The organism is Saccharomonospora sp. (genome assembly GCF_027317685.1).
Taxonomy (GTDB): domain Bacteria; phylum Actinomycetota; class Actinomycetes; order Mycobacteriales; family Pseudonocardiaceae; genus Saccharomonospora.
In genome coordinates this window covers 54715-78554 of record NZ_DAHVQP010000031.1, presented here as the reverse complement: position 1 = coordinate 78554, position 23840 = coordinate 54715, and the positions used below count along the sequence as shown (strand labels likewise).

The 23840-nt window shown below is 64.8% G+C and carries 17 protein-coding genes and 1 pseudogene; 7 read left to right on the top strand and 11 right to left on the bottom strand.

Features of this window, described 5'->3' with window-relative positions; translation table 11 throughout:
- Positions 1-73 precede the first annotated feature (73 nt).
- From M7H19_RS03545 to M7H19_RS03510, 8 genes are all read right to left on the bottom strand, one after another.
- Positions 74-1537, bottom strand: coding sequence for a catalase (locus M7H19_RS03545; RefSeq protein WP_298177038.1), 1464 nt, complete (start codon positions 1535-1537; stop codon positions 74-76).
- A 30-nt stretch (positions 1538-1567) separates the two neighbouring features.
- Positions 1568-1993 (bottom strand): Fur family transcriptional regulator, encoded by a 426-nt coding sequence (locus M7H19_RS03540; RefSeq protein ID WP_298177081.1) that lies wholly within the window; start codon positions 1991-1993, stop codon positions 1568-1570.
- A gap of 95 nt (positions 1994-2088) precedes the next feature.
- On the bottom strand, positions 2089-2688 hold the full coding sequence (locus M7H19_RS03535) for a tetratricopeptide repeat protein (protein ID WP_298177036.1): 600 nt from the start codon (positions 2686-2688) through the stop codon (positions 2089-2091).
- 27 nt (positions 2689-2715) lie between these two features.
- A complete protein-coding gene (locus M7H19_RS03530; RefSeq protein WP_298177034.1) occupies positions 2716-3546 on the bottom strand; it encodes a hypothetical protein in 831 nt (276 codons plus the stop codon).
- A 541-nt stretch (positions 3547-4087) separates the two neighbouring features.
- On the bottom strand, positions 4088-4324 hold the full coding sequence (locus M7H19_RS03525; RefSeq protein WP_298177032.1) for a hypothetical protein: 237 nt from the start codon (positions 4322-4324) through the stop codon (positions 4088-4090).
- A 15-nt stretch (positions 4325-4339) separates the two neighbouring features.
- Positions 4340-4759, bottom strand: a complete 420-nt coding sequence (locus M7H19_RS03520; RefSeq protein WP_298177029.1) for a hypothetical protein — start codon at positions 4757-4759, stop codon at positions 4340-4342.
- Positions 4760-5338: 579 nt separating this feature from the next.
- A complete protein-coding gene (locus M7H19_RS03515) occupies positions 5339-5626 on the bottom strand; it encodes a hypothetical protein (protein ID WP_298177027.1) in 288 nt (95 codons plus the stop codon).
- 3 nt (positions 5627-5629) lie between these two features.
- Entirely contained in the window at positions 5630-5881 is a 252-nt protein-coding gene (locus tag M7H19_RS03510) for a hypothetical protein (protein ID WP_298177025.1), read from the bottom strand.
- Between the two features lie 130 nt (positions 5882-6011).
- Between M7H19_RS03510 and M7H19_RS03505 the strand changes: the two genes are divergently transcribed.
- The 5 genes from M7H19_RS03505 to M7H19_RS03485 all read left to right on the top strand — a co-directional run bounded on the left by M7H19_RS03505 (position 6012) and on the right by M7H19_RS03485 (position 16232).
- A complete protein-coding gene (locus tag M7H19_RS03505) occupies positions 6012-7535 on the top strand; it encodes a CHAT domain-containing protein (protein WP_298177023.1) in 1524 nt (507 codons plus the stop codon).
- 753 nt (positions 7536-8288) lie between these two features.
- Positions 8289-9296, top strand: a complete 1008-nt coding sequence (locus M7H19_RS03500) for a multicopper oxidase domain-containing protein (protein WP_298177021.1) — start codon at positions 8289-8291, stop codon at positions 9294-9296.
- A gap of 959 nt (positions 9297-10255) precedes the next feature.
- Positions 10256-11263 (top strand): multicopper oxidase domain-containing protein, encoded by a 1008-nt coding sequence (locus M7H19_RS03495; RefSeq protein ID WP_298177019.1) that lies wholly within the window; start codon positions 10256-10258, stop codon positions 11261-11263.
- A gap of 27 nt (positions 11264-11290) precedes the next feature.
- A complete protein-coding gene (locus M7H19_RS03490; RefSeq protein ID WP_298177017.1) occupies positions 11291-14875 on the top strand; it encodes a ThuA domain-containing protein in 3585 nt (1194 codons plus the stop codon).
- Positions 14876-14912: 37 nt separating this feature from the next.
- Positions 14913-16232: a plastocyanin/azurin family copper-binding protein gene (locus M7H19_RS03485; protein ID WP_298177015.1), complete on the top strand. Its 1320-nt coding sequence runs from the start codon at positions 14913-14915 to the stop codon at positions 16230-16232.
- Between the two features lie 84 nt (positions 16233-16316).
- Here M7H19_RS03485 and ahpF read toward each other — a convergent pair whose 3' ends face one another.
- The 3 genes from ahpF to M7H19_RS03470 all read right to left on the bottom strand — a co-directional run bounded on the left by ahpF (position 16317) and on the right by M7H19_RS03470 (position 20210).
- Positions 16317-17888 (bottom strand): alkyl hydroperoxide reductase subunit F, encoded by a 1572-nt coding sequence (ahpF, locus tag M7H19_RS03480; RefSeq protein ID WP_298177013.1) that lies wholly within the window; start codon positions 17886-17888, stop codon positions 16317-16319.
- A gap of 123 nt (positions 17889-18011) precedes the next feature.
- Positions 18012-18575: an alkyl hydroperoxide reductase subunit C gene (ahpC, locus tag M7H19_RS03475; protein WP_298177011.1), complete on the bottom strand. Its 564-nt coding sequence runs from the start codon at positions 18573-18575 to the stop codon at positions 18012-18014.
- Positions 18576-18989: 414 nt separating this feature from the next.
- Positions 18990-20210, bottom strand: a complete 1221-nt coding sequence (locus M7H19_RS03470) for a helix-turn-helix domain-containing protein (protein ID WP_298177009.1) — start codon at positions 20208-20210, stop codon at positions 18990-18992.
- Between the two features lie 150 nt (positions 20211-20360).
- Here M7H19_RS03470 and M7H19_RS03465 point away from each other — a divergent pair, with 150 nt between their 5' ends.
- Together M7H19_RS03465 and M7H19_RS03460 are read left to right on the top strand one after the other, a co-directional pair.
- On the top strand, positions 20361-22178 hold the full coding sequence (locus M7H19_RS03465) for an NAD(P)/FAD-dependent oxidoreductase (RefSeq protein ID WP_298177007.1): 1818 nt from the start codon (positions 20361-20363) through the stop codon (positions 22176-22178).
- Positions 22179-22496: 318 nt separating this feature from the next.
- A pseudogene (locus M7H19_RS03460) lies at positions 22497-23744 on the top strand (M14 family metallopeptidase).
- Positions 23745-23840: the final 96 nt, after the last annotated feature.

The following is a 23840-nucleotide window of genomic DNA, read 5'->3' as shown; positions in this document are numbered from 1 at the left end:
GGTGGTGTCGACATCAGGTGAGGCCGCCCCGTGGGGCGGCCTCGATGCCCGAACCCGAAAGGTCAGCGGCGTTTCAGAGTCGGCCGGCGGCCAACGCCTCGATCGCCTTACGGACCCCCTCGCCGTAGGCGGGGTCGGCCTCGGTGCAGTTGGCGATGTGGCGTTCGATGGTGGCCTCCGAAGCACCGTTGATCGCCCGTGCGGTGTTGTCGAACAGCGCCTGCTGCTGCTCCGGCGTCATGTTGCGGAACAGGATGCCCGGCTGCTCGAAGTAGTTGTCGTCGTCCTCGCGGTAGTCGAACCGGTCGGCGACGGCACCCACCGCCTGGCTCGGCTCCCGGTAGGCGGGTTGCTCCTGCCAGCGGCCGTAGGAGTTCGGCTCGATGCCAGGAGTGGCACCCTGGTTGCCGTCGACCCGCATCGCGCCGTCCCGGTGGTAGGAGTTGACCGGGCACCGCGGCTGGTTGACCGGGATTTGATGATGGTTCACACCCAGGCGGTACCGCTGGGCATCACCGTAGGAGAACAGCCGGCCCTGCAGCATCTTGTCGGGCGAGAAGCCGATACCCGGCACGACGTTGGCCGGGGTGAAGGCCGCCTGCTCCACCTCGGCGAAGTAGTTGTCCGGGTTGCGATTCAATTCCCACTCGCCGACCTCGATCAATGGGTAGTCCTTCTTGGACCACACCTTGGTGAGGTCGAACGGGTGGTAACGGTAGGTCTCGGCCTCATGCTCGGGCATCACCTGGATGTAGAGCTTCCACTTAGGGAAGTCGCCGCGCTCGATGGCCTCAAAGAGGTCCCGCTGATGCGACTCGCGATCCTTGCCGATCAGCGCCTCCGCCTCGGCATCGGTGAAGTTTTTGATGCCCTGTTGAGTTCGGTGGTGGAACTTCACCCAGAATCGCTCCCCCTGCGCATTGATCATGCTGTAAGTGTGGGAGCCGAACCCGTGCATGTGCCGGTACGACGCCGGAATACCGCGGTCCGACATGATGATCGTCACCTGATGCAGTGACTCGGGCAGGTTGGTCCAGAAGTCCCAGTTGTTCTCGGGGTCGCGCATGTTGGTGCGCGGGTCGCGCTTCACCGCGTGGTTGAGGTCCGGGAACTTCAGCGGGTCTCGAAAGAAGAACACCGGCGTGTTGTTACCGACGAGGTCCCAGTTGCCCTCCTCGGTGTAGAACTTGACGGCGAAGCCACGGATGTCACGTTCCGCATCGGCGGCCCCTCGTTCACCGGCCACAGTGGAGAAACGGACGAACATGTCCGTCTTCTTCCCGATCTCGGAGAACAGCTTCGCACAGGTGTACCGGGTGATGTCGTTGGTCACCGTGAAGGTGCCGTAGGCGCCGGAGCCTTTCGCGTGCATCCGGCGCTCCGGGATGACCTCTCGGTCGAAATGGGCGAGCTTCTCCAAGAACCAGACGTCCTGCAGCAGCATCGGACCACGAGGGCCTGCCGTGAGGGAGTTCTGGTTGTCGGGAACCGGCGCACCGGCGACAGTGGTCAACGGTTTCTGGTTTTTCTCGGGCAAAGCTCACTCCTTTACGAACTCTTAGGACGGTCATTCTTCGGGTACAAGGCAACCAGGACAGAGCCCCCAGAAAGTCACCTCGGCCTCATCGACCATGAACCCTTCCGGATCCGAGCCATGGAGACACGGAGCCTCGCCCACCACGCAGTTGACATCGGTGATGACACCGCATCCGCGGCACACCAGATGGTGATGGTTGTCGCCCACACGGGTCTCGAACCGAGCCGGCGAACCAGCCGGTTCGATACGACGAACCAGACCCGCATCGGTGAGTGCGCGAAGGACGTCGTAGACAGTCTGGGTGGACACCGAACCCAACTCACGACGGACTGCCGTGGCGATGGTGTCGGTGTCCGAGTGTGGGTTGTCCGCGACCATCGACAGCACAGCGACCCGCGGTCGGGTCACCCGCAGTGCCGCCTCCCGCAGCATCGCGGGAGCATCGATGATCGCCACGGCGACAGCCAAGCAGCCATTCTGGAATAAGTCAACTTTACGCTGAGAATCCGTGGCCCCTCCCCTGGTGGATTCGACTGAACCGAGCGTTTCGATCAGATTCGGCGTGAATTGCGCAGAACGATGCCGAGGTTGTTACCGATGTCCTGGACCAACGGCGTATCGAGACCGAATGTCCGAGTCGCCGTCCGGTAGGCCGTTTGCAGGATCTCTGTCGCCGCTTCGGTGTCTCCGGACAGAAACAGCGACACCCCGAGTGTCTTGGCGGTGTCGAGAGTATCGGCGTGCGTGGCACCGAGCACCCGCCGTCGGCGCTTCACGATTTCCCGCAGTATCGGAAGCCCTTCGTCCCAATGGCCAGCCATGGCCAGTGCGCAACCGAGATTGTGCGCGTACTGCAGCGTGTCCGGGTGCTTCGGGCCCAACACGGCCACCGCTCGACGATGCGCCTCGCGGTGCCGGTCCGCCGATTCGTCGAGCCTGCGTTGCCGGAACAGCGCCGACCCGAGACGGTCCAGAATGGCGATCGTCTCTGGATGTTCGGCACCGAGTGTGCGTTCGCACTCCAGGAGAAGGGATGTCCACGTCCGCTCCGCGGCGAAGTACTGCCCTGCGTCGAACAGCGACATCGCGCTGCGGGCACGGCGATCGAGCTCGGGTGGCAACGGCGCGGGCTTGGGCGACAGAAAACGCATCGGGGACCTCCTTCGCACGACCGGCTGCTACGACGGTTCAGCCTTGCCCAATCGGTCGTCGAATGCACGTCCCTCGACCGGGCTGATCTCGGTTCCCCCGAATGGAGTGCCGAGTGCTTCACCCAGGTCACGCAGGCGAAGGTCGATGACCGACTCGACCAGCTCCGCCAGTTCCGCCACGGTCGCACGCAGGCGGTTCCATGCGGTGATCAGCACCATGCCCCCGATGAGCGCCGACGGCCACCACACCATGCCCGGCACCAGGTACAAAAGTCCCCATCCCGCGAGCGAGACGGCGTCGGCATAGCGGGCGTGCGCATCGCTGATAGGGCGCCGGGTGTCCTCGTCGAGCAACAACCACAGCCTCGGCCACAGTAATCGAGCCCTGACGTGGTACTGCGCTCTCACTCGGGTTTCGACCAGCCGAATCCGGTCACCCAGCCACGTCGGCCGCTGCGGCAGATAGGCAGCGACCGGGGCGATTCCGGCATGCCGCGCGGAAGCCAACGCCCGTGACCGTCGCGACCACCGTGACTTCGTGATCAGTTTTCCCGTCAGGAACCGTTGCCTCAAGAACCAGCGTTGCGCCAGCCGTCCCGGCCCCGTCGCCAGCGTTCCGGCCAGTCCGGCACCGGCGACGACCATACCGGCGGCGACGATCGCGCGTCCCGGGTTCTGTGTGAACTGCCCGGCGAGCCTGTCCACCTCGACAGCGAGGAGATCGACGGCGAACGGGCTTCCGTGACCGAGTACGACAGCGACGCCACCGACGGCCACCACCAGTGACCCCGGCAGCAAGACCGCCGTCACCCAACGAGTGCTGACCCGCTTACCGAATTCGGTGAGGATCCCGATCATGCCGGTCGCATCGGCTCATCGAAGGCCGCGCACCAGGGCAGGTGCCCATGCTCGTCACGGGGCGCAGCACGGCCACACCGGTCACGGGGACACCCGTACGCACCGGCCCAGGGCCGGTTGGCGGTTCATGCCGGGAAGTCCGATAGTCCCGAAGAAAGGACGGTCGGACCAACTTCGATAAGTGCCGTCGGAATCGGGTGGCATCCATTTACGCAACACCTGCCGCACGGCCGTACCCGCCCGAACACGTGCGATGTCACGGTCGAGTCGGTCGAGAACACCGTTGTCACGGGCCTGGACACGCAATTCGGGCAGCATCGCGCACCACAAGGCCAGCAAGTCGACTTCGGACTCTACCAAATCGACCTCCCGATCTTCGTTGAATCGACGTCTCAGACTAGCGATTCACACCTACGATGAGGAGTGATTCGACGACTTGGGGGCCACCATGTTCAGGCGACGCAAACAACGCGCGGGTTCCGGTGATCGGATAGGTGAAGCACTGCGGGAAGCCAGGAACCGGTTGGCGGATCACCGACAGTCAGGCCGAAGCACCGACCTCGACCGAGCGGTCGTCGCGGGAACACGAGCGCTGGAACTGTGCCCGGCCGGAAAACCGGAACGACTCGCGGCCCTTCTCGTGCTCGGCGAGGCCCTGACGTTGCGACACGAGACCACGGATTCGCCCGAAGACCTCAGAGCCGCCGTCAAGATCCATCGGGAGCTCGTGGAGCTGACTTCGACAGAGCAACCCGACCTTCTCGGGGTCGTCCTGCACGACTTCGCGCTCCTGTCACTCCGGCTCGGTCTTCTCACGGGTGTACAACGGCACGTCGAAGATTCCGTTCTCGCGGCCAAGGAGCTCAACGAGCTGGCCACGGAGACGAATACCGCCCAATTTCACTCCTTCGCCGCCGACCTGTTGGAAAAGGCGGTCCTGTTGTTGCCGCCGGATCACTCCGATCGTGCCGCTCTGGCCGCGCTGCGCGCCTCCGCGCTCCTCGGCTGGATGCAACGAACGGCGGATCTGTACCGCCTGGAGGAGGCGCATGAGGAAGCCGAACGAGCATTGCGCTTGTGCCCACCCGACGACTCCAACCTCGCCCCTTTCTTGGTGGTCCACGCCGAAACGAGAGGGCTCCGGTATCAAAGGGACGAAACTCTCGAATCGCTCGATGCGTATGCCGAAGCCCAACGGCTTGTGCTCGACCACTATCCGACCGGCCATGAAGTGTCCACACGCATACTGCACAACCTCGGCCGACTCTGCTGTGATCGCTACGGGTTGACCGACGACCCGGCCGACCTGGACAACGCCACACACTTCCTCCGACTGGCCCTCGACCACGCCACCGACCCCACGTTGTGGGCCATGATCAGTGAGGCCCTGGACGAAGTGTCCGAGCTCCGAGGCACACAAGCCCCGCTCACCCTTCCTTCCGACGCCGAGCTGATCGGCGGCCCCGGGATGAGCCCACGAAGGCCGCCGGCTGAGATCGGTGACGACATCGAGGAAGCCGCACGCCACATCACCGAGCTGGATGTCCTTCTCGAACGGTACGAACGTTTCGGAGAACCGGAACTGTTGGAACGAATCTGCGCCGATGGCAGAGCACTGCTGAAAGCGCCCGTCTTCCGCTCCCAGCGCTGGCTGGTGGGTCACACGCTCGGTCCCGCGCTGATGCGCCGATTCGAGATCCGTGGCGAGGGCGAGGACTTGGACGAGGCCGTCGAACTTCTTCGGGAAGTGATCGAACGTCCCGTGCTGCATCTCTCGCACGTCGCCGGCGACCTAACGAACCTGGCCGCAGCGTTGATCAACCGGTTTCTCCGCGACCGGGACGGAGACGACCTGGACCGGGCGATCGCTCATTGCCGTCGCAGTATCGAGCTGGCAGCGGACCAAGGTGGTGAGGACGTCACCCGCCGATTGCATACCCTCGGTACCGCGCTGATCTACCGGTTCCAGCACCACGGACGGCGGTTCGACCTCGACGAAGCGATCGAGACCGGCAAAGCTGCCCTGGCCCGGTCCCACCCAGCCGCCGAGGACACTCTTGCCCGCGGCAACCTGGGCCACCGGCTACTCGAACGCTACCGCCTGGAGCGTGATCCAGCCGATATCGACGCAGCCGTGGATCATCTCCGAGCGGCGTTGGACAGCCACGACGACCCCCACTACCGGCTGAACCTGGCGCTCGCTCTCCAAGAACGCGGTGCCGACAGCGATGATCGAAAGGATCTGAAAGAGGCACTCGATCACTTTCACGCGCTGCTTGCCTCGGCGTCCGACCGGCCACTTTTCCATCGGACGGCACGGCTGGGCGCGGCTCACGTGCTCTCAGCCCTCGGTGACACCGAGGAGGCCCTGGCCGTGTTGGAGGAGTTCGAACGACAGGAGCAGCACGGCCAGGGCCTCTCCTTCGAACGGATGGACGCACTGATGCTAACGGATGGACGCACTGATGCTTCTAGCCACGCTGCGGGCACGACGCGCGGCCGAAGGTCTCACCGACTGGAACTCAGCCGCTCAAGCCTTCGCGGAGGCACAACGACAACTGCACCTGACTGTGTGGCGAGGTCTTCGTGCACCCGACCGGCGCGGATTGCTCGTCCGCTGGCCCGATATCGCCAACGACGGTGCCGCGGCGGCGCTGGCGGCGGGCGAGCCGGAGTGGGCCGTCGAAATGCTCGACCATGGCCGATTCCTTTGGTGGGGACAGGTTCTGGATATCCGTACCGACCTCAGCGCGCTGCGGTCGGTGCATCCCGATCTCGCCGAACGACTCTCCGCGTTGCGCCTCCAGACCGACGGCGACGTGTCCGCCGACCAACGGCGCCGACTGGCCACGGCCTGGGACGACACCGTCGCGGCCGTGCGCACTCGCCCCGGCTTCGAACGCTTCCTGCTACCGACGTCGTTCGACGAGTTGGCGGAGGCCGCCGCGGACGGCCCGGTGGTGCTCGTGAACGTCAGCCGACACCGATGCGACTCCCTCGTCGTGACCACCGACGGCGTTCGTGTCGTGCCGCTGCCCGAGCTCACCGCCGACGAGGCCGCCCGACGCACCCGGGAATACCTCGCAGCCGTCGCCGGGACGGGAATCGGCGGCACTTCCGCCGGGGCACGGGAACAGGTTCTGCTGTCCTACCTGGAGTGGTTGTGGGATGTGGTGGCCGAGCCTGTGCTGACGGCATTTCCCGTGCCCCTGGGAGGACGGCTGTGGTGGTGTGCCAGCGGACCGCTGGCCCTCGCTCCTCTGCACGCGGCCGGTTATCACGATCCGGACGACGCCCCTTCGGGCCGTACCGTGCTCGACCGGGTGGTGTCTTCGATGACCCCGACGCTGCGGGCGCTGCGGCACGCCCGTCGCCCCGCACAGGCGAAGCCCAGCGGCATGCTCGTGGTGGCGTGCCAGCGTCGACCGGACTATGTCACCGGGCTTCCCGATCTCCCGTCCGCGACGCGGGAGGCGGCACTGTTGCGTTCACGGTTCTCCGACACCACTGTACTGACCGAGTCCGAGGCGACCACCTCGCGGGCGACGGAGCTGTTGGCGGAACACGCGTTCGCGCACTTCGCGTGCCACGGAGGTACCACGTCGACGGGCGAGGCGGCGTTGTTCCTCGCCGACGCACCACTGACTCTTGTGGATCTCGCTCGACTCGACCTCGACGACGCGTACCTCGCGGTGCTTTCCGCCTGTCACACCGCGATAGGTGACACCGACCTTCCGGATGAGGCACACCATGTCGCCGCCGCGCTCCAGGTCGCCGGATTTCGGCACGTCGTCTCCGCACTGTGGGCCATCGGTGACGACACCGCGACAGCCGTCACCGACGACTTGTACCGGGAAATCATCACGGACGAGGGCACGCTCGACCCTTCACGTACCGCACACGCTCTGCACACCGTTACCCACGAACTGCGACGGCAAAACCCCTACCAGCCGAGTAGGTGGGCTCCTTTCATCCATTTCGGGATATGAAGCACCTCGGCAGAATGGGGAGCACATCGCAGCACACAGCGGCCCGTTCGACCTCTTGCGGACCATACGCCCTTGTCACTTCCTTCCGTGTCTTTCGCTCATTTGAACGGTACTTGCCGAACATGGTGCACATTCAGGCGACACTGTAGCGTCCGCGATATTGGCGCGTTGCCTATCGAGCGCACGAGGCAACATTTCAGCGACCGACCAGGACGAACCCAACGATCCGCCAGTTAGTCCACTTCAGACTCCATCCGACCGGGTGATCGGTCCACCAGAACTGAGACCCCTCTCACACGGACTCGAGCCATGTGCCCGGCACCGAAAGAACGGACACGGTTCCACTCCTTTTCGCGTTTTCTTCCGGTGCCATCCTTCCCTGGCTTGCGACACCCCGATTCCTTCTGTACTGCTCTGAAGGGAATTACGCGCATGCGGACAGCGGGAGAACACCCGAGCCCTCGGCGTGGAATTCGACTGAAGGGTACCGACCGTTCCCCCGTTCAGTTCATGCGCTTTTGGCTCAACGACACAGAAGTTAGGCTTATTCGACCATAGACGTTATGACAGGACCAAAATCAATCACCTTCCGTGCGGAACAGCCTCAGCGCTGGAGGCGGGCAGAGTGAGTCGGACGTCGTCGCGAACAGAGCGCGTATATGCGCTGGTTACCGCGCGTCCACGCCATTCGTCGATCCTGCGTTGCGCCATCGCGCCCTCCGTGGTTGTCCTGATCACAGCAAATGGAGAGTCATGATCAAGAAATACGCTCGAACCAGTACGTTCGGGCGGCAGGTTTCCCGCCGCTCAATGTTGACCGGCGCCGCGGCGGGCGTGGCCGTTCCGATCGTCGCCTCGACCGTCGGAGGAATACCGGCGCTGTCGGCCTCACCCGGCGCCGGCAGCGGCCGCGGCGAGACGCGGCGCATCACCATGTACGCCGAGGAACTGCCCGACGGCATGGTCGGCTACGGCGCGGGGCCCGGCGAAGCCACCGTCCCCGGCCCCGTTCTGGAAATGTGGGAGGGCGAGACTCTCGAGATCGAGCTGGTGAACCGTACCGATCAGCGGTTGTCCATCCACCCGCACGGAGTGGCGTACGGCTCGGACTCCGACGGCAGCCCGCTCAACGACTCCTTCAACGAGCCCGGTGAGTGTCGAACCTATGTCTGGCACAGCCGAACTCCGCACCAGAGCGAGGACGGAACGTGGCTACCGGGAAGTGCGGGCTATTGGCACTACCACGACCACGCCATGGGCACCCCGCATGGCACGGAAGGACTGGCCAGCGGACTGTACGGCGCGCTGGTCATCCGCCGCCAAGGAGACGCCCTGCCGGACCGGCAGTACACGATCGTGTTCAACGGCACCACCATCAACAACAGGACGGCTCCGGACGCGCCGATCTTCGAGGCGCGACTCGGCGAACGAGTCGAGTTCATCGCCATCGGACACGGCAACAACTCTCATACGTTCCACTTGCACGGGCACCGTTGGGCGGACAACCGAACCGGGTTACTCTCCGGCCCGGACGACCCGACTCCCGTCGTCGACAACAAAGACCTCAACCCAGGCTCCTCGTTCGGATTCCAAACCATCGCCGGTGCGGGCGCCGGGCCGGGCGCGTGGATGTACCACTGCCACATGCAGACCCACTCCGACGACGGCATGACCGGACTCTTCCTCGTCCTCGATGAGGACGGAAACCTGCCGCCGCGCGCAGCGGAGGCATTGGAGCGCTACCGCAACCACCTCGGCTAGGCGGTCGACGACCGACCGGCGACGACGGCGATGCGGGAGCTCACTTCGTCACGGACGACGGCGTCCGGCGGCGAAGGCCGATTCGAGCGTGGGCACAGCCGACAGTGACTTTCAGCCGTGCCCACCATTCATCGGCCGACACACCGCCTCGCCCCCTTTGGAATGGTCGCTTGATTCACGACCGTGACGCACCTGTGCTGCCTGATTTCGTGACATTCCCGGTCCTGAACCGATGAACATCGGAGTGGGTCGGGACGGGCTTTGAACAGGTGGAGCTCAGTGCCTTCGGATCGGCCAGGGCGTGTCACGGCTTTTCGGTCCTGCCCGTCCGACACCGACCGGGCGGAACTCTCGGGGTCTAACGAGAACCGAGCACGAGCTCACGGCATGCCTTTCGAAGTGACCCCATCCCTTCTTAGGCTGGGAGCACAGGCCGACTACGCCATCGGCGCCTCGACCACCCTTCGGGTCTCTACCGACCGGACCAAAAGGCATCTTTCCTCTATTTCAGATAATAGTTCCGAACCGCCCGAAACACGGGCGCCCTCACCTCGGCACCCCCTTCCGCCTGCACCGCGATCGCCTCCACGCGCGCGACCGCGTAGGGGAAATCCGCCCAGCGGAACGAGGGAACACTCACGCGGCCACCGCGGGGCATTCGACTGAACGGCCCCCCATGCTGCCCCTCTCAGCTCATCCACTTTTGTCTTAATGACGCAGAAGTTCGACTTACCCGATCGTAAATATTTACGCCACGCCCGAAAGTAATTACCTTCCGTACAGAACACCCTCGGCGCTGGAGGCGAGGAGAGTGAGTCGAACGTCGTCGCGAGCAAAGCACGCGCGGGCGCGGTGGTTGCCACGTGCCCTCGCCCCTTGCCGATCCTGCGCTCCACCATCGCGTCCTCCGTGGCTGCCCTGGCAACCGTGGCTGCCCTGGCTACAGCGAATGGAGACCCATGACTGAGAAACACGCTCGAACCAGTGCGTTCGGGCGGCAGGTTTCCCGCCGCTCGATGTTGGCGGGCGCCGCGGCGGGCGTGGCCGCTCCGGTCGTCGCCTCGACCGTCGGCGGGATACCGGCACTTGCCGCTCCGACCGGAACCGCCGGCCCTCAAGGTGAGACCCGACGCATCACCATGTACGCCGAGGAACTGCCCGACGGCATGGTCGGCTATGGGCTCGAACCCGGCAAAGCCACCGTCCCCGGCCCCATCCTGGAAATCTGGGAGGGCGACACTCTCGAGATCGAGCTGGTGAACAACACCGACCACCGACTGTCCATCCACCCGCACGGCGTGGAATACGACACCGAGTCCGACGGCAGTCCGCTCAACGACTCCTTCAACAATCCCGGCGAGCGGCGAACCTACATCTGGCGCAGCCGAACCCCGTATCAGGCCAAAGACGGCACATGGATGCCCGGCAGCGCGGGTTATTGGCACTACCACGACCACGCCATGGGTACGGACCACGGAACGGGAGGGTTGGTCAGAGGGCTCTACGGCGCACTGATCGTCCGCCGCCAAGGGGACGTCCTGCCGGACCGGCAGTACACGATCGTGTTCAACGGTATGACGATCAACAACAAGGTGGCGCCGGAGGCACCGATCTTCGAGGCGCGACTCGGCGAACGAGTCGAGTTCATCGCCATCGGACACGGCGACTACTTCCACACGTTCCATCTCCACGCACACCGTTGGGCGGACAACCGAACCGGGTTGCTCTCCGGCCCGGACGACCCGACTCCCGTCGTCGACAACAAAGACCTCAACCCAGGCTCCTCGTTCGGATTCCAGGTCATCGCCGGCGAGGGTGTCGGGCCGGGCGCGTGGATGTACCACTGCCACGTGCAGTTCCACTCCGACGACGGCATGGGCGGGATCTTCCTCGTCCTCAACGAGGACGGAAGCCTACCGCCGGGCGCGGAGGAAGCGCTGGATCGCTACCGCAACCACCACGGCTAGTTCGTGAATCAGGAATAAGGAGCAGTCATGGGACGACGAAGTCTGGGGCGCTCACCGAACGGACGTGCACGGCCGAGCCTGTTGCGGCGCACCACGGTGCTGGCGACGAGTGCGGTCCTGGCCACCAGCCTGTCCACAATACCGGCGTCAGGGCAAACCGAAGCCACCCAGCGGTCCGCTTCCGAAGCCGGACCGACGGCGCTGGATTCGGTGAAAGTACTGGTCTACCACGGCGAAGCCGCTGAACAGGACGATCCGGTCCAGGCAGCGGCCGACACCATTCAACAGCTGGGCACACAAGCGGGCTACACCGTCGACACCTCGAGCGACCCCACGGTGTTCACCACCGAGAATCTCGACCAGTACCGCGGAGTCGTCTTCCTCTCCGCAGAGGGCGGTGAGCTCACCGCGGCACAGGAAGGGGCTCTTCGAAACCATCTGCGAAGCGGCGGAGGTTTCCTCGGGATCAGGGACGCGGCGAAGGCCCAGCCCGAGTCGGACTGGTACACCGAACTCATCGGCGCTCGCCCGGCCGACGGTTCGCAGAACGCCGAAGCCCAGGAAGCCACGGTCAGTGTCGTCGACAGACAGCATCCCGCGAACAAAGGCTTGCCCCTGGCCTGGACCCGAACCGATCGCTGGCTCAATTGGGAGACCAACCCGATCGGCGAGGTCCACACCGTCGCGCAGGTACAGGAACACACCTACGATCCCGGCGAGAACGCCAACGGGCCGTTCCACCCCATCTCCTGGTGCCATGACTTCGACGGCGGCCGGTCGTTCTACACCGCCATGGGCGGAACCACGGACAGCTACGGTGAAAAGAATTTCCGTGGCCACTTGCTCGGCGCGTTGGAATGGACCACGGGCGTCGTCCGTGGTGACTGCCAGGCGACGATCGCGGCCAACTACGAGATCGAGCGACTGACCGGGGAGAACCTGCCCGGCAGACTCGACCAGATCGGTGAACCGCACGGCCTTTCCATCGCCGACGACGGCACCGTCTTCTATATCGGCCGAGCAGCCTGTGCCAGCGGACCGATTCCCGACTGGGACGACGAGAACGTGGGTCTTGGCTGCGGCACCATCCACACGTGGAACCCGGAAACCGAGCAGGTCAAGCTGGCGACCACGCTGGAGGTGTTCGGTAACCGGGGCAGCGGCGACGAGCTGATCAAAAGTGAGGAAGGCCTGCTCGGACTCACGCTCGACCCGGACTTCGCCGACAACGGATGGGTCTACGTCTACTGGATGCCGTACGAGTCCATCGACACGGACAACCGGGTCGGGAAACGAACGGTATCGCGGTTCACCTACGACCACGACACGGCCTCGATCGACCAGAGCACCCGCAAAGACCTGTTGTCCTGGGACACCCAGATCCACAGCTGCTGCCACGCCGGCGGTGGAATGGACTTCGACGACGACGGCAATCTCTACATCGCCACGGGCGACAGCAACTCGTCCCAGGGCTCGGACGGCTACTCCGGTAACAACTGGACTGAGGAGTACAAGGGGATCTCGTTCCAGGACGCCCGCCGCACGTCGGGCAACACCAACGACCTCAACGGCAAGATCCTGCGGATCCACCCCGAGGACGACGGTACCTACACGATTCCCGAGGGGAACCTGTTCCCCGAGGCCGACGACCCCGGTGACAAGACCCGGCCGGAGATCTACGTGATGGGTGTTCGCAACCCGTCGCGTTTGCACTACGACCCGGTCAACGACTGGGTGACCACGGCCTGGGTCGGGCCGGACGCCGGGGAACCCAGCCCCGAGCTCGGTCCGGCGAAGTACGAGACGGCCACCATCATCACCTCCGCCGGCAACCAGGGTTGGCCCTACTGCATGGGCAACCGGCAGCCCTATCGGGATCGCAGTAACGAGGACGCCAGTGTGCTCACCGGCTGGTACGACTGCGACAACCCGAAGAACACTTCACCACGCAACACCGGATTGGAAGACCTACCGCCGGTACGGGACAACATGATCTGGTACTCCCCGCAAGGCGGTGGTCCCGTTTTCCCGGAACGCGACGACGGCAGCGGCCTGCCGACCTACCAGCAGGGTGACCAGAGTTTCACCCAGCCCTACCTCAAGGGTGGCGGCCAGGCGGTGATGGACGGGCCGACCTACCACCGCTCTGAAGTGGACACCTCCAGTGGAGTAGCCTGGCCTGAATACTGGGAGAACAAGTGGTTCATCGGCGACCAGTCCAATGCGAACAACCGTGTCGCGGTGACCGTCGACCCGAACACGGTGAAGGACGCGGCACCACCCGTCTTCGCCGAGGACCTGCGCCACATCATCCCGGGTGGCGGTGAAGACAACCAGCTGCAGAGCTGGATGGATGCCGAGTTCGGCCCGGACGGGGCACTGTACCTGCTCGACTACGCCAACGGATTCTTCACCCTGGAAGACAATCAGAAACTGATCCGCGTGACTTACCAGGGTGGTCCGGCCACACCGGCGCCGACCGCGCAGGCCCATTCGGTACAGAACAAGCCGCTGACGATCAGCTTCACCGGTGAACGATCGGGCGGCGTATCCTATCGGTGGGACTTCGGTGACGGCACCACATCGACGGAGCCCAACCCGAGGCACACCTACGCCGAGGTCGGTGACTACACCGCGACACTGACCGTGGACTACGCCGATGGCGAAACCGCCACCGTCGAAACCGAAGTCACGGTGGAGTGCGCGGTACCGGACTCCAACCGCACGGTCCACTTCCGCGATGACGACACGGAAGTGACCAACCGGGAAGCCGCGGGTGGCTGCACGATCGACGATCTGATCGACGACGAGAGCGGCTGGCCCAGCAACGGTGACTTCGTCGCCCACGTCGAAGACGTCACGCAGAAGCTGCTGGACGACGGCGTCGTCGACGGCGACGAGCGTGCCACGCTGATCGACGCGGCCGAGCGGTCCGGGATCGGCGGGGAACGCGACAACGGCTACGAGGCGATCTTCGACGGGACCCCGCAGTCTCTCCAAGGCTGGCAGCAGGCGCCGGACGGGAAATTCGAGCTACAACCGGACGGCTCGCTCCGCTCGGACGGTGGTCTTGGAATGCTGTGGTACTCGGCCAAGGCCTACGGCGATTTCTCGCTCAAGCTGCAGTTCCGGGACATCGCGCCCGACGGGCACCGAGCGAACAGCGGTGTCCTCGTGCGATTCCCCGACCCGCGAGTCCCGGTCGACGACCGCCCGGCGAGCAGCTGCGGGACGAAGGGATCGGCCCAGGACTCCCAGGCCTGGGTGGCTATCTACTGTGGACAAGAGATTCAGATCTACGACGGCGAGTCCGGGGAACCGCAGAAGACCGGATCGGTCTACAACTTCGATCAGGTGTACTACGGCCAGGCGGGCGTGACACCCAAACACCAGTGGAACGACTACGAGATCCGGGTGGAAGGACAGCACTACACCATCATCCGTAATGGGCGTGTGATCAACGAGTTCGACAACACGCCCGGCAAGCAGTCGTCTCGGGACGGCGATCCGCCGACCGATCTGCGCCAATTCGTCGACGGGTACATCGGTCTGCAGAACCACGGCGACGACGACCTGATCGAATTCCGCAACATCCGAGTGCGGGAGCTGTGACAACGATGCGCCCGACACCCGAGAAGTGGAGTTTCCGATGATCCGACGATTACTGTCGAACGTGCGGATTCGACCTCCGAAAGGGGCGCGAGGCGTTGCGGTGGCCGGCCTCTGTGCCGCTCTTGTCTCCCTGTGGCTGGTTCCGGCAGGAGCCAGCCCGGGCACAGGTGGTTCCACGTCCGCCCAAGGACAACAGCCGGCACAACAGCAGGTGCTGACCTGGACCGCCGATGACCGCATGGACGAATACGCCTCCGCTCCCACGACCGCGAAGCCGGGCCCGGCGACGATCGTCTTCGAGAACAGCGAGGACACCGGCAACACCACCGGTATGTCGCACACGCTGACGTTCGACACCTCCTCGCCGGAGTACAACAACGATGTCGATCTGAACATCGTCGCCAGCCCGTTCGACTCGAACGGGGGCAGGTACGAGGCCGAGGTGACCTTGTCACCCGGGGAGTATCGGTACTACTGCACCATTCCCGGCCATGGAGAGATGCAGGGAGTTCTCGTGGTCACCGAAGACGGTGGAGACGAGGACACGACCCCACCCGAGGTGAACGCGGAGGTGGCAGGCGACCAAGACGAAGACGGCAACTACATCGGCTCCGCCACCGTGACCATCACGGCACAAGACTCCGGATCCGGCGTCGACACCATCGAATACGACCTCGACGACACCGGCTTCCAGCCCTACACCGAACCACTCACCATCAACACACCCGGCGACCACACCATCCAATACCAAGCAACCGACAACGCAGGAAACACCTCCGAAACCGGCTCCACCACCCTCACCGTGCTCGAAGGCGACCCCGAAGACACCACCCCACCCGAGGTGAACGCACAACTCACGGGTTCGCAGGATGCACAGTGGAACTACGTGGACTCCGCCACCGTGGCCTTGTCCGCCAACGATCCGGATTCAGGGGTGCGCTTCCTGCGTTACTCGCTCGACGGCGGATCGTACACCGCCTACAGCGAACCGATCATGGTGAACGAGCCGGGTAAGCACACGGTGCGCTACCACGCCACCGACCATGCCGGGAACAGGTCCGACGACGGCGAATTGACGTTCACCGTCGTCGCGGCCGAGGGTGACGCCTGCCCCGGCTCGGACATCCGGGATACGATGGTCGTCAACGGGCACGACAGTACCGTTGCCAATGTCGACACCGGCAACGGCTGCACCATCAACGACCTGATCGCCGCACACGCCGAGTACCGGGATCACGGAGCTTTCCTGAACCACGTCACCAAGGTGGCCGATGACCTGCTGGCCGACAACGTCATCTCCGCTTCGGAGAAGAGGCGAATGGTGCGTGCGGCCGAGAACTCCGGGATCGGCGAGTAGCCGCCCGCTCCCTTAGGGAGTGCCGGATAGGAAAGGAGAAGGCTTGTCCCTTCCGGGACAGGCCTTCTCCTTTCGCTGTGCCGTTCAGTCGGCGTCCGGGGCCGAGGTACGGACCAGGTGGTCGAACGCGCTCAGGGCCGCGGTCGAACCGGACCCCATCGCCGTCACGATCTGCTTGTAGGGCTCGGTCGTGCAGTCGCCCGCGGCGAACACTCCCGGCACGGAGGTCGCGCCTCGCTCGTCGACCACGATCTCCTTGTGCTTGGTCAGCTCGACGGCACCTTCGAGCCATTCGGTGTTCGGCAAAAGACCGATCTGCACGAACACGCCCTCGACGTCGAGCTTCCGGTCCTCGCCTGTTTCGACAGCGGTGTAGGAAAGTCCCGTCACCGTGTTGCCGTCACCGAGGACCTCGGTGGTACGCGCGTTGAGGACGATGTCCACATTGCTCAGGCTGCGCAGCTTGCGCTGCAACACCTCGTCGGCGCGCAACTCGCCGCCGAGCTCCAGCAGCGTCACGTGCGAGACGATACCCGCCAGGTCGATCGCGGCCTCGACTCCGGAGTTACCGCCACCGATCACCGCCACCCGCTTGCCTCGGAACAACGGTCCGTCGCAGTGCGGGCAGTAGGTCACGCCCTTGTTGCGGTACTCCTGCTCGCCCGGCACGCCCATGGGACGCCAGCGGGCGCCGGTGGCGAGGACCACGGTCCGGCCCTTCAGGGTGGCGTCGTTGTCCAGCACGACCGTGTGGAGGTCGCCGGGACGCTCCGCCGGCTCCAGTCGCACGGCCTGCTGCGAGTCCATGATGTCGATGTCGTAGTCCGAGGCGTGCTGCTCGAGTGCCGCGGCGAACTTCGGCCCTTCGGTGTAGGACACGGAGATGAAGTTCTCGATCGCCATGGTGTCCAGCACCTGACCACCGATCCGGCCGGCGGCGACTCCGGTGCGGACGCTCTTGCGGGCGGCGTAGATCGCGGAGGAGATACCGGCGGGGCCGGCGCCGACGACGAGCACGTCGAAGGGCTCCTTCTCCCCGATCTCCTTGGCGGCCCGCTGGGCGGCTCCACTGTCGAGTTTGCTCAGAATTTGCTCAAGCGTCATCCGGCCCTGCTCGAAGGGTTCCCCGTTGAGGAACACGGCGGGCACCGCGAGCACGCCACGGTCCTCGACCTCGTCCTTGAACAGGGCGCCGTCGACGGCCACGTGCTTGATCCGCGGGTTGACCACGCTCATGAGGTTGAGCGCCTGGACGACCTCGGGGCAGTTCTGGCAGGACAGAGACAGGTAGGTGACGAACTCGTAGTCGCCGTCCAGCTGCCGGATCTGCTCGATGACCTCTTCGGACACAGCAGGGGGGTGCCCACCGACCTGGAGCAGGGCGAGCACGAAGGAGGTCAACTCATGCCCGAGAGGAATGCAGGCGAACCGCACCGATATGTCGGTCCCCGGCCGGACGATGGCGAACGACGGGCGTCGCTCATCGTCGTCACGGCGCACCACCGTGATTTTCTCCGAGAGTGCGGCAACCTCGGTCAGTAGCTCCATCAACTGGGCGGACTTGGCGCTGTCGTCCAGCGACGCGACTAGTTCGACCGGCTGCCGAAGAAGCTCGAGATGTGTGGCGAGCTGCTTGGATAGTGCCGGGTCAAGCACGAACGACCTCCGGGAATCGGTCGGTGGAATGGGTGGAATGGGGCGGGGAGAGAGGTCCGCGCTACCCGGACCGGGCCGAAGCACTCATATCCGGATAGCGCGGACGCGAAATGAGGTGGTCGGTCAGATCTTGCCGACGAGGTCCAGCGACGGGGCGAGGGTCTCCTCGCCCTCTTCCCACTTGGCCGGGCAGACCTCGTTGGGGTGCTCACGGACGTACTGCGCGGCCTTCACCTTGCGCAGCAACTCGGCGGCGTTGCGGCCCACGCCCTCAGGAGTGATCTCCATGATCTGGATCACGCCGTCCGGGTCGATGACGAACGTGGCACGGTCGGCGAGCCCCTGGCCCTCACGCATCACGTCGAAGTTCCGCGTGATCACACCGGCGGGGTCACCGAGCATCGGGAACTGGATCTTGCGGATGGTGTCCGAAGTCTCGTGCCACGCCTTGTGGGTGAAGTGCGTGTCGGTCGACACCGAGTAGATCTCCACGCCGAGCTTGGTGAACTCCTCGTAAAGGTCCGCGAGGTCGCCCAGCTCGGTGGGGCATACGAAGGTGAAGTCAGCCGGGTAGAAGAACACGATCGACCACTTGCCGCGCAGGTCGCTGTCGCTGACCTCCACGAACGAACCATTGTGGAACGCAGTGGTCGTGAACGGCTTCACTTCCGTATTGATCAGTGCCATGTATTCAAGGCCTCCCATGCAGGTTTTCTGGAATCATACCAATCTAGCCGCCGAGACTATCGTGGAGTTGACCAAGCTCACGTCACCCCTCCCTGCCGCGACCTGAACCTGTCCACAGCCAACCTGAAAGAGGTCGACAACCAGCGGGAACAGGCCCCGGCAAGATCGGCTCGAGTATCCATAGTGGACCGTCGGCGGCCGGTTGCCCCGCCCGGGGCGGAGCACATGAGCCATACTGGCCTGTCGCGAACCGGCGGCGTCAACCGGGTCCATCACACCAACGAGCTACACCGTCGGGTGGCCCACTCACGAGGAAGCGCACCGTAGACCACGGAGCCGGCAGACCACACCACGCCGCACATCACGCTGTCGGGTGGCGCGGACGCGAGGCGGAGCGCGATCACCGGCAACCGCTCAACGAGCAGGGTTTCGGAACGCGTTTCGGCGGTCTGCCCCGGAGGGATGGACCGACATCAGTACCTGATCGGCCAAGCGGTACGGCCGAGTACTCACCAGCGCACCGAGCAACCGGCGCAGGCGGGACACCTCCGCCCGAACCGTGACCACGTGCTCAGCGTCCCCGTACAACGCTCGACTCAACGCCTCGGCCGACAACCCCGCCCGCCCGGCACGGTGCAGGAGAACCAGGATCTCGGCGTGTCGCTTCGTCAGCGGCCGTTGCCAGCCGAGGTCACCGCCCCGCAGACTGAGCACCGGCGCACAGGCGAGGTCCAGGTCGAGCCGCACGGTTCGATCAGGCCCGGACGGCCGGACGAGCCAGCCCTCCCCCAGCCGTTCGGGACGACACACACCCAACCCGGGCACCACCATCGGCTCACCGTCCGTCGGCACCGCGATCCGACTCCCCACCCATACCCCCGCGCTCGCGGCGACCCAGCCTTCGTCATCGACCACCAGCGAGGGCCCGGCGGCCAACAGCGGCTCCCCCACCCGGCGAAGGCGGTCCAAGTGTTCGCGATGTCGGTGCCGGAGGCGCGATTCGACCAGTCGCCGCCCTGTCTCAACCAGCGCGCCGATCGCCGGGTGCAGAGTCAGCGCAGGCCCGCTGACGTCGATCACGCCGAGCAGCTCGCCCGTCCTCGGGTCGTGGACGGGAGCAGCGGTGCAGTACCAGGAATGCTGCCCCTGCTCGAAGTGTTCCCCGGCGAGCAGTTCGACCGGAGCCGCCTCGACGAGCGCGGTCCCGATGGCGTTCGTGCCGACCCGCTTCTCACTCCATTCCGACCCCTCGCGGAATCCGAGGTCGTCGGCTCGGTGCCGAACGGCGGACGTCCCCTCTCTCCAGAGAATGACACCGTCGCGGTCGGCGATGACCAACAGGATGTGGGAGGAGTCGGACATGACACCGGCCACCTGCGTCAGGTCGGCCACGACGTCACGCAGCGGTGAGGTCTCCCGGCGGTGGGCCAGCTCTTCCCCACCCAGCCGACCTCGGGCGTTGAGCGTGTCGGCCCTCAGTCCGAGACGGAGCACGCGGGACCACGACCGGGAGACGACCCCACGAGGACGCACCGGTGGACGACTTCCCGAGATGACGGCGTCGTGCATGCGGATGAGATCACGGGCATGGGCGGGAAGACTTCGCCCCGGAGGGACAGCACTGGGAACGCTCACGGTCCACCTCCCGCACCGCCGCGCCGAGGATCGAGGATAGGTTCCCTCCCGGCGCCGGCCAAGGCATGCAATTCACTGCAACGGTTGCCCTCCCCCTCACCGGTGGATGTGATCTACATTACACCGATGTCGACGAGGGCAGGAGTGGCAATGGCACAGATGATCGGCCGAGAGGCAGGAGAGGCTTCCCCACAGACACGTGTCGACGCCTGGCTGGAACGATTCGAGGCCGCACTCGTGGCACGTGACGTCGAGGCCGCCTCCGGGATGTTCGCGGCGGACAGCTACTGGCGCGACCTCGTGGCGTTCACCTGGAACCTCAAGACAGTGGAAGGCAGGGAGGGCATCGCGGATCTGCTCCGTGCCTGCCTGGAGCACACCGCCCCCTCGGGCTTTCGCACCACCGAGCCCCCGACCGAGACCGACGGCGTCATCGAGGCATGGCTGGCGTTCGACACCGCCACCGGCCGCGGCCAGGGACATCTCCGGCTGACCGACGAAGGCGCCTGGACGTTGCTCACCACGCTGCGGGAACTCAAGGGGTTCGAGGAACCGCAACGCACACGCCGGCCGAAAGGCGTCGAGCACGGTGTGGTCAGAGGACGCCGCTCCTGGGCCGAGAAACGTGAACAGCAGCAGCGGGAACTCGGCTATCGCCGTCAGCCCTATGTCGTCGTGATCGGCGGTGGACAGGGCGGCATCGCCCTCGGCGCGCGACTACGCCAACTGGACGTTCCCGCATTGGTGGTGGAACGTCATGACCGTCCGGGCGATTCCTGGCGTACGCGATACAAGAGCCTGTGCCTGCACGACCCGGTCTGGTACGACCACCTGCCCTATCTTCCGTTCCCGGACAACTGGCCGGTGTTCACGCCCAAGGACAAGATCGCCGATTGGCTGGAGATGTACGTCCGGGTGATGGAAGTGCCGTACTGGACGCGGTCGGAAGTCACGTCGGCTTCTTGGGACGAGGACGCGAAACAGTGGACGGTGACGGTCGACCGCGGAGAGGAGACGGCGGTCCTGACCCCACGGCACCTGGCCTTCGCCACCGGAATGTCAGGCAAACCGAACATTCCCTCGTTTCCGGGCATGTCCGTCTTCGAGGGAGATCAGCACCATTCGTCCCAACATCCGGGCCCCGACGCCTACGCCGGCAAGAAAGCGGTCGTCATCGGTTCCAACAATTCGGCCCACGATATCTGTGCGGCCCTGTGGGAACACGGCGCCGACGTGACCATGGTGCAGCGGTCGTCCACACATGTCGTCAAGTCGGAATCACTCATGGAATTCGGTCTCGGCGACCTCTACTCCGAACGCGCGGTGGACGCCGGAATCACGACGGAGAAGGCCGACCTGTCCTTCGCATCACTGCCCTACCGAATCATGCACCGGTTCCAGATCCCGATCTACGAGAAGATCAGGGAACATGACGCGGAATTCTACGCGCGACTGGAAAGAGCCGGATTCCAGCACGACTGGGGAGACGACGGGTCCGGCCTGTTCATGAAGTACCTCCGCCGCGGCTCGGGCTACTACATCGACGTCGGAGCGTCGGAACTCGTCGCCGACGGGGAGATCAAACTGGCGCACGGCCAGGTCGACCACCTGACACGCAGCAGCGTGGTGTTGACCGACGGCACCGAACTGGAGGCCGACCTCGTCGTCTACGCCACGGGATACGGATCGATGAACGGATGGGTGGCCGACATCGCGGGCCGGGAAATGGCTGATCGGGTCGGGAAATGCTGGGGCCTCGGTTCGGGGACGACCAAGGACCCGGGCCCCTGGGAGGGCGAGCAACGCAACATGTGGAAGCCCACGCAACAACCGGGTCTGTGGTTCCACGGCGGGAACCTGCATCAGTCACGCCACTATTCGCTGTATCTGGCGCTGCAGCTCAAGGCACGCTACGAGGACATCCCCACACCGGTGTACGGACTTCAAAAAGTGCATCACCGGTCGTGACCCGTAGGTAAGCCGGGGTGCCGCGCCCTCACACCGCAGCACCCCGGCATCACCCGGTCGGCAGTCCACTACGGATGAATCGAGAAAGCGTGTCGCCCATTCGGTGACGCGGATCGGACCGCGGATTCATGCGCGCCCTTGTCGGGCTTTCAGGTGAGTCCTGAAACCGGAAGGCTGAACAGTGGACCGGTGGATTCGTCCCGCCATACGCATTTGTCTGTCTCGGCGGAGCTCGAAACCAGCCCCTACAGGTCACTACCATCCGTCACAGACTTTTGACGGGTTGTTGTCTTCGTGGTCCTCGGTCAGCCTGAGCTCATGGGCATAAGACGTCGGGGAATCGCCACCGTCACAGGGCTGTTCATGATCGCCGGCCTCGCCGCACCGGCCGGCGCGCAACAACTCGATGACCGTGGCTTATTCGAAGTACACGACACGGATACCGCGCAACGCACCGCCATCGCCCACTCGGGCGCCGATGTATGGGGCGTACGTGACGGCACAGTGACGTTCGCCGCGCAAGCCTCGCAGGCGGAGGAACTGCGCGCCGAAGGCCTGGACCTCGTAAGACTCGACGATCTCGATCGGATGCTCGCCGAACGCAGCCCAGGCGTACGTGCGGCGGCGGACGAGTTTCCCCCGGGCGACGAGGCGTACCACACCTACACCGAACTCACCGAGGAACTTCAGCAAACCGTGTCCGACCACGGTGATATCGCAAAGTTGTCGAGTGTCGGACAATCCCACGAAGGCCGTGACCTGCACCTGATCACGATCAGCGGCAACGTCGAGGTCGACGAGGACGAACCCGAGGTGTTGTTCACGTGCAACCAGCACGCCCGGGAGCACCTGACCACCGAGATGTGCCTCCGCATCATCCAGCGTTTCACCGATGAGTACGGCCAAGACCCGACGGTCACGGAGCTCGTGGACACACGCGAGATCCATGTGATCCCGACCGTGAACCCGGACGGCGCCGAATACGACATCGAGGGTGGCCAGTACCGGGGATGGCGGAAGAACCGCCAGGGCAGCGGTACCGACCTCAACCGCAACTGGGGTTACCAGTGAGGTTGCTGCGGCGGTTCGAGTGGTTCGCCCTCCAGCGAGACCTACCGGGGTCCCTCAGCGTTCTCCGCTCCCGAAACCGCGGCCGTGGCCGAGTTCGTCGGCTCCCGCGTGGTCTCCGGGACCCAGCAGATCACGGCACACATCGACTTCCACAGCTACTCGGAGCTGGTGCTGTGGCCCTACGGCTACACCTACGACGACACCGCCGAGAACATGACCCCTGAGCAGGCCAAGCGGTTCCAGGAGGTCGGGGCTCGACTCGCCGACAGCAACGGCTACACCCCGCAACAGTCGAGCGACCTCTACATCACCGACGGCGGGATCAACGATTGGTTGTGGGGCGAGCACGGCATCCTGAGTTTCACCTTCGAGATGTATCCGGCGACAGGAGGCGGGCTGGACGGCTTCTACCCGCCCGGTGACCGCATCGAACCGGAGACCCAGCGCAACGACGAAGCGGTGGAGATCCTGCTCACCGAGGCCGGCGCGGCGTAATAACTCCAATAGTGAAGAAGTACCGAACGCCTGTTCCCCGCTGTCGGGGAACAGGCGTTCGACTCTGGTCGAAAACCACGGACAAAGGCGAGACTG